The organism is Micromonospora sp. NBC_00860 (assembly GCF_045207375.1).
In the GTDB taxonomy this organism is placed as follows: Bacteria; Actinomycetota; Actinomycetes; order Mycobacteriales; family Micromonosporaceae; genus Micromonospora; species Micromonospora vinacea.
In genome coordinates this window covers 5,553,699-5,571,065 of record NZ_CP108825.1, presented here as the reverse complement: position 1 = coordinate 5,571,065, position 17,367 = coordinate 5,553,699, and the positions used below count along the sequence as shown (strand labels likewise).

Annotated in this window: 15 protein-coding genes and 1 pseudogene; 11 read left to right on the top strand and 5 right to left on the bottom strand. The window is 71.5% G+C overall.

From position 1 onward, the window contains the following. Positions 1–115: 115 nt before the first annotated feature. The 8 genes and pseudogenes from OH804_RS25590 to OH804_RS25555 form a co-directional block, all read left to right on the top strand. Positions 116–721, top strand: a pseudogene (locus tag OH804_RS25590) (ABC transporter ATP-binding protein); the annotation flags it as partial. Continuing rightward, on the top strand, positions 718–2,778 hold the full coding sequence (locus OH804_RS25585; protein ID WP_196920770.1) for a DUF5941 domain-containing protein: 2,061 nt from the start codon (positions 718–720) through the stop codon (positions 2,776–2,778). The pseudogene OH804_RS25590 and the gene OH804_RS25585, both read left to right, overlap by 4 nt. A 14-nt stretch (positions 2,779–2,792) precedes the next feature. Then, positions 2,793–5,003 (top strand): CDP-glycerol glycerophosphotransferase family protein, encoded by a 2,211-nt coding sequence (locus OH804_RS25580; protein WP_406060001.1) that lies wholly within the window; start codon positions 2,793–2,795, stop codon positions 5,001–5,003. A 70-nt stretch (positions 5,004–5,073) separates the two neighbouring features. Beyond that, on the top strand, positions 5,074–6,429 hold the full coding sequence (locus OH804_RS25575) for an ABC transporter ATP-binding protein (RefSeq protein ID WP_231392490.1): 1,356 nt from the start codon (positions 5,074–5,076) through the stop codon (positions 6,427–6,429). A gap of 94 nt (positions 6,430–6,523) precedes the next feature. Next, positions 6,524–7,534: a hypothetical protein gene (locus OH804_RS25570; RefSeq protein WP_196920772.1), complete on the top strand. Its 1,011-nt coding sequence runs from the start codon at positions 6,524–6,526 to the stop codon at positions 7,532–7,534. 61 nt (positions 7,535–7,595) lie between these two features. Continuing rightward, positions 7,596–8,060: a DUF4442 domain-containing protein gene (locus OH804_RS25565; protein WP_406059998.1), complete on the top strand. Its 465-nt coding sequence runs from the start codon at positions 7,596–7,598 to the stop codon at positions 8,058–8,060. A gap of 59 nt (positions 8,061–8,119) precedes the next feature. Further along, entirely contained in the window at positions 8,120–8,923 is an 804-nt protein-coding gene (locus tag OH804_RS25560) for a beta-phosphoglucomutase family hydrolase (protein ID WP_406059996.1), read from the top strand. Beyond that, positions 8,920–11,292 carry a glycoside hydrolase family 65 protein gene (locus OH804_RS25555; protein WP_196920775.1) on the top strand — a complete coding sequence of 791 codons (2,373 nt, stop codon included), beginning with the start codon at positions 8,920–8,922 and terminating at the stop codon, positions 11,290–11,292. Before OH804_RS25560 ends, OH804_RS25555 begins: the two co-directional genes overlap by 4 nt. A gap of 72 nt (positions 11,293–11,364) precedes the next feature. Here OH804_RS25555 and OH804_RS25550 read toward each other — a convergent pair whose 3' ends face one another. Continuing rightward, positions 11,365–11,559: a hypothetical protein gene (locus OH804_RS25550; protein WP_091395197.1), complete on the bottom strand. Its 195-nt coding sequence runs from the start codon at positions 11,557–11,559 to the stop codon at positions 11,365–11,367. Positions 11,560–11,749: 190 nt separating this feature from the next. On the opposite strand from OH804_RS25550, the gene OH804_RS25545 reads away from it, so the two are divergent. After that, complete coding sequence (locus OH804_RS25545; protein ID WP_196920776.1) at positions 11,750–12,403, top strand: dienelactone hydrolase family protein; 654 nt, start codon at positions 11,750–11,752, stop codon at positions 12,401–12,403. Here the strand turns inward: OH804_RS25545 and OH804_RS25540 are convergent, their stop codons facing one another. Further along, on the bottom strand, positions 12,404–13,504 hold the full coding sequence (locus OH804_RS25540; RefSeq protein WP_196920777.1) for an AI-2E family transporter: 1,101 nt from the start codon (positions 13,502–13,504) through the stop codon (positions 12,404–12,406). A gap of 213 nt (positions 13,505–13,717) precedes the next feature. On the opposite strand from OH804_RS25540, the gene OH804_RS25535 reads away from it, so the two are divergent. Then, entirely contained in the window at positions 13,718–13,888 is a 171-nt protein-coding gene (locus OH804_RS25535; RefSeq protein ID WP_231393380.1) for an antitoxin, read from the top strand. Between the two features lie 69 nt (positions 13,889–13,957). Here OH804_RS25535 and OH804_RS25530 read toward each other — a convergent pair whose 3' ends face one another. After that, entirely contained in the window at positions 13,958–14,563 is a 606-nt protein-coding gene (locus OH804_RS25530) for a hemerythrin domain-containing protein (RefSeq protein WP_406059993.1), read from the bottom strand. 93 nt (positions 14,564–14,656) lie between these two features. Between OH804_RS25530 and OH804_RS25525 the strand changes: the two genes are divergently transcribed. After that, entirely contained in the window at positions 14,657–16,051 is a 1,395-nt protein-coding gene (locus OH804_RS25525) for a terpene synthase family protein (RefSeq protein ID WP_231392492.1), read from the top strand. A 10-nt stretch (positions 16,052–16,061) separates the two neighbouring features. Here the strand turns inward: OH804_RS25525 and OH804_RS25520 are convergent, their stop codons facing one another. Next, positions 16,062–16,706, bottom strand: coding sequence for a C39 family peptidase (locus tag OH804_RS25520; protein ID WP_196920779.1), 645 nt, complete (start codon positions 16,704–16,706; stop codon positions 16,062–16,064). Positions 16,707–16,929: 223 nt separating this feature from the next. After that, positions 16,930–17,337 (bottom strand): pyridoxamine 5'-phosphate oxidase family protein, encoded by a 408-nt coding sequence (locus tag OH804_RS25515; RefSeq protein WP_196920780.1) that lies wholly within the window; start codon positions 17,335–17,337, stop codon positions 16,930–16,932. Positions 17,338–17,367: the final 30 nt, after the last annotated feature.

The window sequence follows — 17,367 nt, the reverse complement described above, 5'->3', positions numbered from 1 at the left end:
CGGCCTGGGCATCCGGTTCGTCCGCAACCGTCGCCGCCAACTGCGGCTGCGCGAGTTGTTCATCCACCGGGGCGCCCGTGGTGCGTTGCCCGGCCAGTTCTGGCCGCTGCGGGACGTGTCGTTCAGCATCGAGCCCGGCGAGACCGTCGGGGTGATCGGCCGCAACGGCACCGGCAAGAGCACACTGCTGCGGCTCATCGCCGGGGTGCTCATTCCGGACGAGGGCGGCATCCGGGTGCACGGCGCGGTGGCGCCGCTGCTGGAGTTGTCAGCCGGTTTCTCCAACGACCTGACCGGGCGGGAGAACCTGCACCTGGTCGGTGGGCTGCACGGACTGTCGACGAGCTACCTGAAACGGCACTTCGACGAGATCGTCGAGTTCGCCGGTGAACAGGTGGAACGGGCCATCGACACGTCGGTCCGGCACTACTCGTCGGGAATGAAGGTGCGGCTGGGTTTCGCGATCATCTCGCACCTGCCGCACCCGATCCTGCTGATGGACGAGGTGACCGCGGTCGGGGACGCGGAGTTCCGCAAGAAGTGTTACGCGACTATTGATCGTCTGCTCGGGGAGGGGCGCACGCTGGTGCTGGTGTCACACAACGAAAAGGACCTGACCCGGTTCTGCCGTCGGGGGTTGTACCTCGACGCGGGCCGGTTGACGCTCGACGGCACCATCGCCGAGGCGCTCGACGCGTACCACGCCGCGGTTCCGCGGTGACGCTCGCGATCGTGCTCGCCGCCGGGACGCCCGCGGCGGGCCTGACCACTGCGAACGGTGAGCCGCTGGCCGACCGCCTGGCCGCCCAGTTGCGCCTGGCCGGGGCGGACGAGGTGCGCTTCGCCGCCAACCTCGACGAGCTGACCGACCTGGTCGCCACCGCTACCGCCCCCGTGCTGATCACCGGCACCGACCTGGTGGCGCACACCGCCGTACTGCGGCACCTGGCCACCAGCCCGGTGGGCCCCACCGTGGCGCTGGTGCTCGGCGACCCGCCGGTGCCCGGTCGGACCGCCGTGCGGGAAGAGCGCGGCCAGGTGGTCGACGCGGGCGCGTTGGACGCCCTCGACGGGGCCGCCACCGGCGTGTTCGGCGGCGCGCTGCGGGTCGGCGTGGACGACCTGCCGACCCTCGCGGCCGCCGCCCGGGCCGCCGCGTCCGGGATGCTCCCCGTGGCCGCCCCGATCGGCCCGGCCGGCGACGTGGCGCCGCTGCCGGCGACCGGCGGCGCCGGGTCCGGGGGATCGGTCGCGGCCGGTGGCCCCGGGTCCGCCGTGGACCGGCTCTTCGCGGGTCTCGCGGCGCTCGGCACCCTGATCTTCGCCCAGCGGGTACGCCTGCTCGTCGCCCACCGGATCGAGGACCAGGCCGGGCTGACCGCTGCCGAGGCGGCGGTGACCGCTGTCGACGAGGACCGGGCGGAGCTGCGGCTGTCGGTGAAGGAGAAGGACGACTTCTTCTCCACCTACTTCGTCAGCACCTGGTCGCCGTACGTGGTCCAGCTCTCGGCCCGGCTCCGGCTCACCCCGACCGGGGTGACGGTGATCTCGGTGCTCTTCGCGTTGGGCGCGGCGGTGCTGTTCGGGGTCGGTGGGCGGCCCGCGCTGGTCGGTGGCGCGGTGCTGCTCTACCTGGGCTTCGTGCTGGACTGCGTGGACGGGCAGTTGGCCCGTTACACCCGGCACTTCAGCGCCTGGGGTGGCTGGCTGGACACGATGGCGGACCGGGCCAAGGAGTACCTGGTCTACGCCGGGCTGGGCTTCGGGGTGAGCCACGCCGGGCTGGGCAACGGGTGGGCGCTCGCGATCGCCGCGATGACGTTGCAGACCGTCCGGCACATGACCGACACCTGGTACGGGGTGCTGCACGACGAGGCGGCCCGCCGGCCGCGTACGGCGACGAACGCCAGCGGCGGGATCGGTGACCGGCTCAACGCGGCGTCGACCAGGGTGCAGGCGGACACCGGGTCGGTGTCGTACTGGCTGAAGCGGACAGTGGTCTTCCCGATCGGTGAGCGGTGGGCGCTGATCGCGCTGACCGTGGCGCTGTTCAACCCGCTGGTGAGCCTGATCGCCGTGCTGGTCTGGGGGGTGCTGGCGTTCGCGTACACCGGGGCGCTGCGGACGCTGCGGGCCCGCTGGATGTGGGTGCCGGTGCTGGACACCGTCGACGCCACCCTGCACCGCGACGACGGGCCGCTGGCCCGCTGGTTGCCGGTGGTCCGCCCGATGGGGCCGCTGACCCTGGCGGTGATCGCCGCGCTCGGACCGGCGGTGCTGCTGGTCGGGGCGCTGCTGAGTGACGCGCCCGATGGGCTGCGTTGGGCGGTGCCGGTGGCGCTGCTGGTGCTGCTGGTAGGTGGCCTGGGCGCCGGGGCGGCGCACAACGGTCCGCTGGACTGGCTGGTGCCGGCGGCGTTGCGGGCCGCCGAGTACCTGTTCGCCATCGCGGTCGGGGTGGTTGGCGCGGCGCCCGGCTGGCTGATCTTCGGGTACGTCTTCGTGCTGACCGTGCACCACTACGACCTGACGGCCCGGCTGGAGAAGCGACAGGCGGCACCGCCCCTGCACGCGGCGACGCTGGGCTGGGACGGGCGCTCGGTGCTGTTGGCCCTCGCGGCGATCGCCGGTATTGCGGGTATCGGACTGGCTACACTCGGTGCGTACCTTCTCGTGGTTTTCGTGGTGAGCGTCGTCCTGGCCTGGTTCGTGCGACCGGCCCGTAGCGCGCGGGCGTCGGTGGCGCCGGCGGGCGCTGGAGGTGCCGCGCCGCGCTGACGGAGGGCGGCCGGATGACTCTGATCAGCTTCGTGGTGCCGGCCTTCCGGGTGCAGGGTTACCTCCGGGAATGCCTGGATTCCATCCTCGGTCAGCCGGAGACCGACATCGAGGTGATCGCCGTCGACGACTGCTCGCCGGACGCCAGCGGCGACATCATCGACGAGTACGCGGCCCGCGACCAGCGGGTCCGCTCGGTCCGGCTGTCGGAGAACGTCGGCCTCGGTCCGGCCCGGAACATCGGGCTGGACCGGGCCGTCGGCGAGTACGTGTGGTTTCTCGACGGCGACGACTGGCTGGCCCCGGAGTGCCTGACCGAGGTCGCCGAGCGGTTGCGGGTCACCCGCCCGGACGTCCTGCTGGTCGACCACGTCCGCACCCACTGGAACGACACCGCCACCCGCAGTGCGATGGCCGAGGTGTTCCCGGAGTCGCCGGGCCCGGACACCTTCCGGTTGCGGGACCGGCCGCAGGCGATGCACCTGCTGCACACCGCGTGGAACCGGCTGGTCCGTCGGGAGTTCCTCGCCGACCTGGGGCTGCGTTTCGCGCCCGGCTGGTACGAGGACGTCTCGTTCAGCTACCCGGTGCTGATGGCCGCGCGGCGGATCGGCGTACTGGATCGGGTCTGCGTGAACTACCGCCAACGCCGCGCCGGCGCGATCACCAGGACCCGGGGTGACCGGCACTTCGAGGTCTTCCCGCAGTGGCACCGGGTGTTCCACCTGATGGATTCGTGGGGGCCGGCGACGGAGGCCCTGCGGCCGGCGGTCTTCGAACGGATGATCTGGCACTACCTGACGGTGCTCGGCAACGGTCAGCGGATCGCGCCGGAGCTGCGGGAGGCGTTCTTCGCGCAGATCACCGCCGACTACGAGCGCTGGCTGCCGCCCGGCGGCTATCCGGTGCCGGACGGGGTCGAGGGGATCAAACACAAGCTGGTCGCGACCGGCCGGTGGCGCACCTTCAGCGCGTTGCGGGCCGCCAGCCGGGCCAAGGACGCCGCCCGCCGGCGGGCCCGCACCGTGCGGCGCACTGTCGGGCCGGTCGCCCGGCGCGGTGCCCGGCTGACCCGCGACGGGCTGCTGCGCGAGTACTACCGGGCCGAGTTGCGGCGGCCGGTCGACCCGACGCTCGCTGTGTACGCCGCGTACTGGTACCGGGGTTACTCCTGCAACCCGGCGGCCATCTACGAGGTAGCCCGCCGGTTGGCGCCGGGGGTGCGCGGGGTGTGGGTGGTGCGCCGGGACCGGGTGGACTCCGTGCCGGCCGGGGTGGAGTACGTGGTGGCCGGCACGCCCGCGTACTACCGGGTACTGGCCCGCGCCCGATGGCTGGTCAACAACGTCAACTTCCCGGACTTCGTCCGCAAGCGACCGGAACAGGTGCACCTGCAGACCCACCACGGCACCCCGGTCAAGGTGATGGGGCTGGATCAGCAGCGCTACCCGATCGGCGCGGGCCGGATGGACTTCGCCGGGCTGCTGCGCCGGGTGGACCGCTGGGACTACAGCGTCAGCGCCAACAGCTTCTCCACCCAGATGTGGGACCGGGCCTATCCGGCCTCGTACACCACGCTGGAGGTGGGGTATCCGCGCAACGACCGCCTGGTCACGGCCGGTCCGGACGAGGTGCGCCGGCTCCGCGCGGAGTTCGGCCTCGACCCCGACGAGCCTGTCGTCCTGTACGCCCCGACGCACCGCGAGCACCTGCCCGGCTACCGGCCGCCGTTCGACCCGGACCGGTTCGTGCAGGCGCTGGGTGGTTCGGGCCGGTTGCTGATGCGCAGCCACTACTTCCACGACCGGGACCGACGTCCCGGGCGGCCGAAGGACTGGGAGCGGGTTCGCGACGTCAGCGGCCATCAGCGGGTGGAGGATCTCTATCTGGTGGCGGACGTGCTGGTCACCGACTACTCGTCGGCCATGTTCGACTACGCGGTGCTGGACCGGCCGATCGTGCTCTACACCCCGGACTGGGAGGCGTACCGGCTGGCACGGGGGGTCTACTTCGATGTCACCGCCGAACCGCCGGGCGCGGTAGCCTCCACTTTCGCCGATCTGCTCGACCTGTTTCGTGCCGACGGGGTGCGTTCGGACGCGGCGACGAAGGCCCGCGAGCATTTCCGGGCCCGATTCTGCACTTTGGACGACGGGCGGGCGGCGGAGCGCGTGGTGCGTCAGGTGTTCCTCGGGGAGCCGGGCGAGCGGTCCACGCACTGCTGATCGACACTTCTGTCGTGTAATAGCAGTGTCATCGATCGAACATGAGACGTTTACCCGATGTCCTAAACCCATGATCCTGGTCACAGTCGTCTGGGGTTCGGCCGACGCGCTGGGGGGGAAGACGGTGAGCACCGTCACGCTCAAGGATGTGACCAAGGTTTTCCGGGACGGCACGCTGGCCGTCGACAGCATCAACCTGGATGTGAACGACGGCGAGTTCATGGTGCTGCTTGGGCCGTCCGGGTGCGGCAAGTCGACGGTTCTGCGCATGATCGCCGGGTTGGAGGACCCGACCACCGGTGCGGTCATGCTCGACGGGGAATTGGCGAACGACCTCCCCCCGCGGGACCGCAAGATCGCCATGGTCTTCCAGGACTTCGCGCTCTACCCGCACATGACTGTTGGCGACAACATCGCGTTTCCACTGCGGCTGGCCGGGATCGAGCCCGAGCCGCGGGGCGAACGGGTCAGTGACGTGGCGAGCGCGCTGGGCATCGGTGACGTGCTGGCCCGCAAGCCAGGTCAGCTCTCCGGCGGGCAACGACAGCGGGTGGCGATGGGCCGGGCGATCGTCCGCCGGCCCGGCCTGTTCCTGATGGATGAGCCGCTGTCCAACCTGGACAGCGGCCTGCGGGCCGAGTTGCGCGCGGAGATCTCGGGCCTGACCCGGGAACTGGGCGTCACCACCGTCTACGTCACGCACGACCAGGCCGAGGCGCTCACCATGGCCGACCGGGTGGCCATCATGCGCCGCGGCGTTCTCCAGGACGTGGGCACCCCGACCCAGGTGTACGGCCGGCCGGCGACGCTCTACGTGGCGGCGTTCCTGGGCAGCCCCCGGATGAACCTGCTGGAGGCGTCTGTCTACGTCCACCTCGACCGGTACGTCACGCTCAACCTCGGCGACCAGTCGCTCTACCTGCCCTGGAACGACATCCGCAGTCGTGCGGTGGCGCACTACCACGGTGAGCGGATCGTGGTCGGCATGCGGGCCGAGGCGCTCACCCCGGTCGCCCCGGACAGCCCCGGCGACGTGCTGCGCGGGCGGATCCGCTACCTGGAGCACCACGGGCACGAGTCGTTGGCGTTCCTCGACATCGGCGCGACAGCGGTGGTGGTCGACGAGATGGGCGCGCCGCTCGAATCGCCACCGGTCGGTCAGCGCGGCCTGCGTCGGTTCGGCTCGGTGATGCAGCGCCTCACCGGCAAGCCGGTGGAGCCGCAGGAGGCTCCGAGTGGCGGCGGCACCCAGACCAGCGTGCTTCCCGATCCGGGCCGGCACCACCGCCGCCCGGCGGAGCTGGCGGTGCGGCTGGCGCCGTACCCGGCTGTCAGCGCCGGTCACCCGCTCGCCGTCTCGGTCCGGATGGACGCGCTGCACTTCTTCGACGAGCGGGGCGCCCGGATCGACGTGGGTTGGCGCTGACGACGTGCCGGAGCGGGGTGGCGGGCCTGCCACCCGGTGCCCTACGGTCTGCCCACCCAGTCCACTATGAATGACCACCGAGAGGGGTGCACCCGTGTCGGGTGACCGTCCCAGTCCGCTCGTCATCGAGCGCATCCTGCGGGATCGCGACAGCATCTGGCAGCAGATCGTTGCCGAGCGTGACCTCAACGTCCTGACCGGACGGATGCTGACCAGCTCGGCCATCGCGTTGGCCTGCTACGGGGCGGTGCTGGGCTTCTTCCACAGCCCGCTGATGGCGCTGACCTCGGCGTTGAAGCTGCCACTGCTGTTCCTGGTCACGCTTGCCATCTGCCTGCCCACGCTCTACCTGTTCAACCTGGTCTTCGGCGCCCGGCTCTCGGTGCGGCAGTCGTTGGCGTTGGTGATGGTGGCGATCACGGTCACCTCGATGCTGGCGGTGGCGTTCGCGCCGATCAGCCTCTTCTTCCTGATCACCGCCAACGACTACGGGTTCTTCAAGCTGCTCAACGTGGCGATCCTGACCCTGTCGGCGCTCGTCGGGTTGCGCTTTCTGACCAGCGGGATGCAGGTGCTCAACGACCACGGCCTGCTCGCGCCGGAGGCCGCCAATGCCACGGTCGACGTGCCGGCCAACGCCCCGACGCCGGTCCAGGCCGTGCCGGCCGCGGTGCCCGTCGGGGCGACGCCGGTCGCTGCGGCGGCCGCCGGTGAGAGCGCCGAACCGGTCGCCGTGCCGGCCGGTGTCGCGGTGGCCGAGCCGACAGCGAACGGTGCCGTGACCACAGCGCCAGCCCCGGCTCAGGTGCCGGCGCAGTGGCCCGGGCAGCCGGCCGGTGCCTCGTTCCCGCCCGGCATGCTGCCGCCCGGTTACGTGGCGCAGCGCCCGGGGGACGGCCGTACGGCCCGACGCGGCGAGCCGACGCAGCGGCCGGCCAGTATGACCCTGCTCTACATCTGGATCCTGCTCTTCGGTTTCGTCGGCACCCAGCTGGCCTGGACGCTGCGGCCGTTCTTCGGCGACCCCGGCCAGGATTTCGCCTTCTTCCGCAGCATCGACGGCAACTTCTACGCGGAGATCCTGCGCACCATCGCCAACCTCTGAGCGTGTCCCGTCGGCAAAATCGCTGGTTGCCGGCCTGGTTACTGATGAGTAACGTCAGGTCATGACTATCGACTCCCGCCAGGTGGCGGCCGGCATGCTGGAAGCGGTGCCGTTCGCTCGTACGCTCGGCATCGAGTTCGTCGAGGTGGCGCCCGAGGCGGAGGGCGGCGTGCGGGCCGTCGTCCGGCTGCCCGACTCGCCGGCCGCCCACAACCACATCGGCGGGCCGCACGCCGGCGCCATGTTCACCCTCGGCGAGACGGCCTCCGGCGCGGTCGTGCTGGCTGCCTTCGGGCAACTGCTCGACCGTGCCGTGCCGTTGGCCGTCCGAGCCGAGATCGCCTACCGGAAACTCGCCATGGGCCCGGTGCTGGCCACCGCACGACTCGGTCGGCCGGCGGACGAGGTGGTCGAGGAGTTGGCGGCCGGTCGACGCCCGGAATTCCCCGTCACGGTTCAGATCGCCACCGAGGACGGTAAGCCGACCTCGGAAATGACAGTGATCTGGACGCTGCGACCGAACTGAAACGCCTCAGGGCGGCCGAAACGGGTTTGCGGGCCCAGCAGGGTGGATAGATTCGTACCGTGCTGGGCCTACCTGCTCACGTGACCGCCTGTCTCTTCGATCTGGACGGTGTGCTGACGCAGACCGCCCGCGTACACAACGCCGCCTGGAAGCAGACGTTCGACGAGTTCCTCCGCCAGCGCGCCACGCTCTCCGGCGAACCGTTCCAACCGTTCGATCCGGGCCCGGACTACAACCGCTACGTCGACGGCCGACCCCGGGCCGACGGTGTCCGGTCGTTCCTCGCCTCCCGGGGGATCGTGCTGCCCGAAGGCAGCCCGGACGACCCGCCGGAGGCCGAAACCGTCAACGGGCTGGGCAACCGCAAGAACGTCCTGCTGCTGCACCGTCTGCGCACCGCCGGCGTGGAGGTCTACCCCGGTTCGGTGCGGTATCTGAAGGCGGCGACCGCCGCCGGGCTCCGTCGAGCCGTGGTCACCGCCAGCGCGAACGGGGGCGAGGTGGTCAGAGCCGCCGGGATCGAGCCGCTGCTGGAGGCCCGGGTGGACGGGCTGGTCGCCCGTGCGCAGGGGCTGCGTGGCAAACCACACCCCGACACCTTCCTCGCCGGAGCCAGGCTGCTCGGCGTCGACCCGACACAGGCCGCCGTCTTCGAGGACGCGCTCTCCGGAGTGGCCGCCGGCCGCGCCGGTGGCTTCGGCTACGTGGTCGGCGTCGACCGGGTCGGACAGGCCGACGAGCTGCTCGCCCACGGGGCCGACGTCGTGGTGACGGACCTCGCCGACCTGCTCGACGCCGCCGACCCGCCGGCGCCGACCCGCGCCGCGACCGACCCGCTGGCCGCCGAACGAGGCTCCGGATGATTCGGGAGCGCGCCTATCCGGTCGAGCCGTGGCACGTCCGGGAGACCCGGCTGGACATGGACGTGCTGGCCCAGTCCGAGTCGGTCTTCGCGCTCTCCAACGGGCACGTCGGCCTGCGGGGCAACCTCGACGAGGGCGAGCCGCACGGCCTGCCCGGCACCTACCTCAACTCGTTCTACGAGCTGCGTCCCTTGCCGTACGCGGAGGCGGGCTACGGCTTCCCCGAGTCGGGGCAGACCATCGTCAACGTCACCAACGGCAAGCTGATGCGGCTGCTGGTCGACGACGAACCGCTCGACGTGCGTTACGGGGAGCTGCTCGCCCACGAGCGGATCCTCGACCTGCGGGCCGGCACGCTGCACCGGGAGCTGCACTGGCGTTCGCCCGCCGGCCGCGAGGTCAAGGTGCGCAGCACCCGTCTCGTCTCGTTCACCCAGCGTTCCGTGGCAGCCATCAGCTACGAGGTGGAGGCGGTCGACGGCCCGCTGCGGTTGATCGTGCAGTCCGAGTTGGTGGCCAACGAGTCGCTGCCCGCGCAGAGCAAGGATCCCCGGGTCGCGGCGGTGCTGGAGTCGCCGCTCCTGGCCGAGGAGGAGCTGACCACCCCCGACGGCGGGCAGCTGATCCACCGCACCAAGGTCTCCGGTCTGCGGGTCGCCGCCGCCATGGAGCACGAGGTGCACGGCCCGGACCACACCACCATCGAGTCCGAGGGATACCAGGACTGGGTGCGGACCACCATCGCCTGCGTACTTCAGCCCGGCGAGAAGCTGCGGGTGATCAAATATCTGACCTACAGCTGGTCGAGCCGCCGGTCCCTGCCGGCGCTGCGCGACCAGGTCGGCGCGGCACTGGCCGGCGCCCGGCTCGACGGCTGGGACGGGCTCCACCGGGAGCAGCGCAACTACCTCGACGCGTTCTGGGACGCCGCCGACGTGCTGGTCGAGGGCGACCCGGAGGTGCAGCAGGCGGTCCGCTTCGGTCTCTTCCACGTGTTGCAGGCCGGCGCGCGGGCCGAGCAACGGCCGATCTCGGCGAAGGGGCTGACCGGCCCCGGTTACGACGGTCACGCCTTCTGGGACACCGAGATGTTCGTCCTGCCGGTGCTCACGTACACCCAGCCGAGCGCGGTGCGCAGCGCGTTGCAGTGGCGGCACAGCACGCTGGAATCGGCGCGGGAACGGGCCGAGACGCTCAACCTCCGGGGCGCCGCCTTCCCCTGGCGGACCATCGAGGGTCCGGAATCATCCGGATACTGGCCGGCCGGTACGGCGGCGTTCCACATCGCCGCCGACATCGCCGACGCCGTGCGCCGCTACGTGATGGTCACCGGCGACACTCAGACGGAACGGGAGATCGGGCTGGAGCTGCTGGTGGAGACCGCCCGGCTGTGGCGCTCGATCGGCCACCACGACCGGCACGGGCGGTTCCACATCGACGGCGTCACCGGCCCGGACGAGTACACCGCCGTGAAGAACGACAACATCTACACCAACCTGATGGCGCAGCGGAATCTGCTCGCCGCCGCCGACGTGGTCATGCGCTACCGGGACGAGGCGTTCCACCTCGGTGTCACCGACGAGGAGGCCGCGAGCTGGCGGGACGCCGCCGCCTCCATGCACATCCCGTACGACGAGGAACTCGACGTCCACCAGCAGGTGGAGGACTTCACCCGCCTCCAGGAATGGGACTTCACGCACACCCCTGCGGAGAAGTACCCGTTGCTGCTGCATTACCCGTACTTCGAGCTGTACCGCAAGCAGGTGGTGAAGCAGGCCGACCTGGTCCTCGCCATGCACTGGCGGGGGGATGCCTTCACCCCGGAGGAGAAGGTACGCAACTTCCTCTACTACGAGCGCCGCACCGTGCGCGACTCGTCGCTGTCGGCCTGCACCCAGTCCGTGCTCGCCGCCGAGGTGGGCCACCCCGAACTCGCGCACACCTACCTGCGTGAGGCAGCGCTGATGGACCTGCACGACCTCAACGAGAACACCCGCGACGGCGTACACATGGCGTCGCTGGCCGGCGCGTGGCTCGCCCTGGTCAGTGGGTTCGGCGGTCTGCGGGACCACGACGGCGAGTTGTCCTTCGCCCCCCGGCTCTCCAGCCGCCTCAGCCGGTTGGAGTTCTCGTTGCAGTGGAGAGGGCTGTCGCTGCGGGTGGACGTCCGGCCGCACCAGACGACGTACTCGCTGCGGCACGGCGGCCCGGACGACGTGGTGGAGTTGCGCCACCACGACCAGGTGCTGCGGGTGACCTGCGACGAGCCGGTGACGGTGCCGGTGCCGCCGGCCGAGCCGACCGGCCCGCCGCCCGAGCAACCACCGGGTCGGTCTCCGCTGCTGCGGTTGCCCGAACGGGAACAGTGACGGGCGGGGCGGGAGTGCTCCCGCCCCGCCCGCCCCTGCGGATGGGTCAGACCGGCTCGCCGGTCTCGCTGGTCAGACCGGCTCGCCGGTCGACGGACGCCCGATCGCGTCCCGGGGCGCCGCCGCCTTCGGATCGTCGGGCAGCCGGGCCGAGGCGGCCTGGTCGCCGAAATCCTGATCCCCGACGTCCTGGTTGCGCTCGGCGTCCTGTTCACGCTGGGTCCGCTCGGTCAGCTGCTGCTGCCGGGAAATCTGCTGCTTGGCCATGGCGATCCTCGCGATCCGTCGGGGCGCGTTGCGCCGACACGGTCTGCGGTCGCTCGTCGCGTACCCGACGCCCTATCGGGCAAACGCGGCCCGGCGGGGTGCCCACGGCCCGGGGTGAAGCGGCCGTCGGCGGGCGTGCCGGGCGGCGGGCGGGGTACCCGGACCACCGGCGAGCACGCGGAGGTGGGGCATGGACGAGCAGCGCGGCACTGTGACGATTCCGGTCGGGGACGCCCAACTCCCCGCCGACCTGACGCTGCCCGCCCAACCGGTCGGCGTGGTGCTGTTCGCGCACGGCAGCGGCAGTTCCCGGCACAGCCCGCGCAACGTGGCGGTGGCCCGGACGCTGAACGACAGTGGGCTCGGAACGGTGCTGGCGGACCTGCTCACCCCGGCCGAGGACGAGGTGGACGCCCGAACCGCCGAACTGCGCTTCGACATCGGGCTGCTGGCCAGCCGGTTGGCCGGGATCATCGACTGGCTGGCCGTCGAGCGGCCTGCCGGTGACGTGCCGATCGGCCTGTTCGGGGCCAGCACCGGTGCTGCCGCCGCCCTGGTCGCGGCGGCGTCCCGTGCCGACCGGGTGGCTGCCGTGGTCAGCCGGGGCGGTCGGCCGGACCTGGCCGACGACGCGCTGGCCCAGGTGCGTACCCCCACGTTGCTTCTGGTGGGTGGGCTGGACGAAGAGGTGATCACCCTCAACGAGCGGGCGCTGGCCGAGTTGGGCGAGGTCGGTGAGCTGCGGGTGATCCCCGGGGCCACCCACCTCTTCGAGGAACCCGGCACCCTTGAGCAGGTCGCCGACCAGGCTGGCAACTGGTTCACCACGCACCTCAGTCGGTGATCACTCCGTGGGCAGGAGGGTCGAGGCGGCGCGGCGCTGTTGGACGGTGTCGATGACGCGCCAGAGGACTGCGGTGATCGGGACGCTGACGAAGGCGCCGGCGATCCCCGCGATGAGCGTGCCCGCGGTGACCGCCACCAGGATCACCGCCGGGTGCAGTCGGACCTGCCGCTTCATCACCAGCGGTTCCAGCAGGTTGCCCTCGATCTGCTGTACGGCGATCACCGCCGCGAGGGTGAGCAGCGCGGTGGTGGGACCGTTCGCGGCCAGCGCCACCAGCACCGCCACCGCGCCGGCCACCGTCGCCCCGATGATCGGCACGAACCCGCCGAGGAACGTGATCAACGCCAGTGGCAGGGCGAGTGGCACCCGCAGCACCACCAGAGCCAGCCCGATGCCCAGCGCGTCGATTGCCGCGATGAACATGGTGCCCCGGCTGTACGCGCCCAACGTCTGCCAACCGTTGCGACCGGCCTCGGCCAGCACTGGCTGGTTCGGGCCGGACGCCCGGGACAGCACCCAGTGCCACATCGACCGGCCATCCTTGAGGAGGAAGAAGAGCAGCACCAGCGCGAGCAGTGCGGAGCCGAACACCTCCGTCGCGGTCCGGGCGCCGGCCACCGGGTCCGGAGAGCTGCCACTGAGCCCCTCCCGGGCCTGGTCGACAAGCCGGTCCAGTTGCGCCTCGGTGACCGGCAGCGTGGACGTCACGAAGTCCCGGCTGCGTTCGACCCCCTGCGTCAACTCCTGGCTGAGCTGATCGAACTGGCTGGCGGTCAGGTTCCACACCAGGGCGCCGACGCCGACCAGGATGCCCAGCAGCAGCAGTACGGTGCAGAGCGCTGCCAGCGCCGCCGGCAGGCGCAACCGGCGCAGCAGCAGCAGGACCGGATCGAGCAACGCGGTGAGGAAGATGGTGGCGGCCAGCGCGATGGCCAGCGGCGCCAGCAGGACGGCGATCCGGCCGAGCAGGTAGAGCCCCGCGGCGATCACCACCAGGCAGGCGCTCCACAACACAGCGGTTCGGACCAGCCAGGGCAGCGCCGCCCAGGTCTGGCGCGGCCCGGTGCCGCCTGTCGGTCCGGGTTCCTCTGCGGCCATGTCGGTCCTCCTCGATGTCGACGAGGTCGGTACCCGGTCGGTCGTCCCCCGACACCCGATTCGCTGGCCATCACCCGCGCGGATCGTACGCCGACCGCAGTGAGGCGGGTGAAGGTTCGCGAATCGCATCCGCGACGACGGCGTTTGCCCGGTCGGGCCGAGGGAACGCGAAGGGGACGGACCGGACTGAGGAGGAACGCCGTGGGTGACTTCATGGACAAGGCCAAGGACTTCGCGGACAAGCATGACAAGCAGGTCGACCAGGGTGCGGAGAAGGCAGGCGACATGGCCGACAAGCGCACCGGCGGCAAGTACGGCGATCAGATCGACAAGGGCGTGGACCAGGCCCAGGCGCGCACCGGTGAGGGCGACCAGGTTCGCTGACCCGTCGTGCTCCTCCCGGGCCGCCGTGGCGTCGGCGACCCGGGAGTCCCGGTCCGGATGGTGCGCGGGTCAGCGCTGTCGCTCGTCGGTCAGCTCGTCCATCGAGGTGGGTCGGCCGCTCAACGCGTCGCGCAGCCGGTCGACCAGACCGATGCCGGGGGCGAGCAACTTGTTCATCGGCGGATGCTCCGGGCTTCCCGGATGTGGCCGGGTCGGCCCGATCTCCTTGATCGCCGTCACCCGGGCGGCCGCCTCGACCAACTCCTCCCGGGCCGTCGCCGCGCGCAGCCGGGGAAAGAGCTCCTTCTCCTCTTCCGTTACGTGGTGTCGGACGGTGCTGGTCAGCTGGGCGAGCAGCTCGTCGAAGCGGGGGTCGGCCGGGTCGGCGGACTCCAACTCCTTCATGGTCCGCTCGGCGTCGGCGTGCTCCGCGATCTCCCGGTCGGCGATCTGGTCGCCGTCGGGCAGCACCTTGCGGGCGATCGGATACACGTACGCCTCCTCGGCCACCGAGTGGCGGACGAGTTCGGCGATCACCACGTCGGCGAGGCGCCGGCGGTGCTCGGGGGTGCCCTGCCGGGTCGCCAACTCGACGAGGACTGCCTCGATCCCACGGTGATCAGAGATCAGGATGTCGACGGCATCGTGGTCGTGATCGGTCGGTGGATTGGTCATGTCACGGCCCCTTACCGGTTGCGGATCGGTGGGAGGTGTGTGGCTGTGGTACCCCCACGGGCCTGCACGAACCCACGGTTGACGATGTGTTCCATGGGGACGGTGGTGTCTGCGGTGGCGGTGCTGCCGAGCCACGGCGATTGCTCGGCCGATGCCGGGGTAACCGCCGCCATGGCCGACGACCGCCCACCCGCCGACCACGGTCAGTCGCGGCTCGACGAGAGCGCTGAGCGGACGGTTCGTCGGGTGCGGCACCGTGGTGGGCAGGCCGGCCGGATTCGGGCCCGGCAGTGGGAGGTCACCCTGGTTATCTCCATCCAGGCCGGGTTGGCCGCTGCGATCGCCGCCCTGCTCGCCAAGAACCTGCTCGGCCCCGGATCGCACGTCTTCGCGCCCGCCGCCGCCGTCGGTACGATCGCCACCGCAATCGGGCAGCGGGCCCGCCGGACCTTCGAGCTGTTGGGCGGCGTGGGCCTGGGCATCGTCATCGGCGACACGCTGCGATTCCTGCTCGGCTCGGGCCCGTGGCAGACCGGCGTGGTGGTCGCGTTGGCCATCGCCGCCGCGTTGCTGGTGGCCGGGAAGGGTGGTCCGCTGGTCGGTCAGGCCGGCGGTACCGCCGTGCTGATCGCCACGCTGGCCCCGATGGAACATGGCCTGGAGGTGCCCCGGATCTTCGACGCGCTCGTCGGCGGGGTGGTCGGCCTGGTGGTGGTCGCGCTCCTGTTGCCGATCAACCCGATGCGGGTGCTGGACCGTGCCGCTGCACCGATCTTCGCGGTCCTCTGCGAGCAACTCGCCGAGCTGGCGCGTGCGATGCGCGAGCGCGACGGCGCCCGGACCATGGGCGTCCTGGAGCGGCTCCGCGGCACCGAGGACGATCTGGGCCGGTTGCACGACGCGCTCAGCGGTGCCGAGGAGGTGGTGACGATCGCCCCGGTGCGCTGGCACCGCCGGCAGCAGTACCACCGTTACGCCCGCAGCGCGGGTCACCTGGAGCGGTTGTTGCTGGACACCCGCGCCATGGCCCGTTGGTCGACCACCGCCCTGCAGTACGACGAGCCGATTCCGCCGGAGCTTCCGGATGCGATGGGCCGGTTGGGTCAGGCGGTGGCGGAGATGCGGGTGGAGTGCAGGGTCGGTGACGACCCCCGGCGCACCCGCCGGTTGGTCGAGGAGTGCGCCGAGCTGGCCGGGCGGGCCGCCGCGAGAGGGGTCAAATCGTTCGGCGAATCCCTTGTCACCGGACTGCGCACCGCGGCCAGCGACCTGCTCCGGGCAGCCGGTTCCGAACCCGAGGACGCGAACCGGATCGTGCGCCGGGCGGCCGGGGCCGGCGAGGCGGAGATCCACCCGCCGGTCCGCCGACAGCTGCACCGGGCCCGACCGACGCGGGCCGCCCGAGCCCGTCGACGCGCCCACATCGCCGCCCGGGCCCGTAACGACGGTCGGGCCGGCCTCCCCGCACGGGAGAGGCCGGCCCGGTGAACCGTTCTGCTCAGGAGGAGTAGCCGCGCTCGGCGATCCAGTTGGCGACCTTCGGCAGGCTCATCCAGTACTCGCCCAACGCCGGGTCGGCCGGGTCGGCGACCCGGATCAGGTCACCACCGTCGCGGTAGCCGACGAGGGTCAGGTAGTGGCCGCCCTCGTACGAGTGCGGGTTGCCGTCGGTGTCCACTGTCGTGCCCTTGATGTTGGCCACCACCGGCCGGCCGGCGTCCACAGCGGCCAACACGTCGCGGCGCAGTTGCTCGACCTGGTCGGGGCGGGCCACCGAATCACGGATCTCGGTGGTCCGGTACTTGCCGCCGGTCAGCTCGTTCAACACCCGGGTGGTGTCCAGGGCCGACGGGGTACCCGCCTCGGTGGTGCCGAGCAGTCGGGCCACCTCGTCCTGGGAGAGCGCCTTGCCCTGGGCGGACAACGCGATCCGGGTGGCGGCAGGGCCGCAGTAGTAGAAGTTCGGCTGGGCCTGGTAGTCGACGCCGAGGATCCGTTCGGCGTGCCGGTCGTTCTGGCTCGACGAGGTCGGGGTGGCCACTGCCGGGGCGGCCTGTGCGGCAACCGCCGGGCCGAGGGCGCAACCGCCGGCGACGAGCAGGCCGACGACGGACAGACCGCTCTTCTGGACGATCGGGTTCATGGTCGAGTCTCCGTTCGGGGGTTGGCGCCTCCGGCCAGCGGAGGGCGGCAGCACCGGGAATGGCGCTCGGCGCAACACGGGGGCCGACCATCGGTGGTCTCGGCCCTGGGCGTACCGAGGGCGTAACCGCTCTGCTCCACCGAGAATTCCGCCGGCCGGGGGCACCGGGGGTGCGCGGCATCCCGGCCCGGATCGAACCGGTCAGCGGGGACACGCGGTCAGCTCAGAGGCTCCCCAGCAGCCTGGTCACGGTGATCTCGATGACCACTCGCTCCGGATTCGGACGCGGGGTCCGATACCGCTCGGCGTAGCGCCGCTCCGCCTCCGCCACCGCGGCCGGATCCGACCGCAGCACCGCGCGACCCTCGATCGTCAACCAGCGGCGGCCATCCACGTGGCACACGGCCACGGCCGCGCCCGCCGCGCCGGCCGCCGCCACCTGACGGGCCTTGCGGGAGGCGCCCGAGGTGATGACCCGGGCCAGTCCGGCCGCCGGGTCGAGAGTCACCCCGACCGGTACGACGTGCGGGGTGCCGTCCGCCCGCAGTGTGGTCAGCGTCGCGAGGTGTCGTTCCGTGCAGAAGGCGACAACACGCTCATCGTGCACGTCCAACCGATGATCGCCCGCCATTGCCCGTCCCCTGTCCGCCGAACCGACCTC

Coding starts and splice junctions, on each gene's coding strand:
- OH804_RS25580 (WP_406060001.1), top strand. CDS start 2,793: ATGACTCTGATCAGCTTCGTGGTGCCGGCCTTCCGGGTGCAGGGTTAC.
- OH804_RS25575 (WP_231392490.1), top strand. CDS start 5,074: ATGATCCTGGTCACAGTCGTCTGGGGTTCGGCCGACGCGCTGGGGGGG.
- OH804_RS25565 (WP_406059998.1), top strand. CDS start 7,596: ATGACTATCGACTCCCGCCAGGTGGCGGCCGGCATGCTGGAAGCGGTG.
- OH804_RS25555 (WP_196920775.1), top strand. CDS start 8,920: ATGATTCGGGAGCGCGCCTATCCGGTCGAGCCGTGGCACGTCCGGGAG.
- OH804_RS25550 (WP_091395197.1), bottom strand. CDS start 11,559: ATGGCCAAGCAGCAGATTTCCCGGCAGCAGCAGCTGACCGAGCGGACC.
- OH804_RS25545 (WP_196920776.1), top strand. CDS start 11,750: ATGGACGAGCAGCGCGGCACTGTGACGATTCCGGTCGGGGACGCCCAA.
- OH804_RS25540 (WP_196920777.1), bottom strand. CDS start 13,504: ATGGCCGCAGAGGAACCCGGACCGACAGGCGGCACCGGGCCGCGCCAG.
- OH804_RS25535 (WP_231393380.1), top strand. CDS start 13,718: ATGGACAAGGCCAAGGACTTCGCGGACAAGCATGACAAGCAGGTCGAC.
- OH804_RS25530 (WP_406059993.1), bottom strand. CDS start 14,563: ATGACCAATCCACCGACCGATCACGACCACGATGCCGTCGACATCCTG.
- OH804_RS25525 (WP_231392492.1), top strand. CDS start 14,657: ATGGGGACGGTGGTGTCTGCGGTGGCGGTGCTGCCGAGCCACGGCGAT.
- OH804_RS25520 (WP_196920779.1), bottom strand. CDS start 16,706: ATGAACCCGATCGTCCAGAAGAGCGGTCTGTCCGTCGTCGGCCTGCTC.
- OH804_RS25515 (WP_196920780.1), bottom strand. CDS start 17,337: ATGGCGGGCGATCATCGGTTGGACGTGCACGATGAGCGTGTTGTCGCC.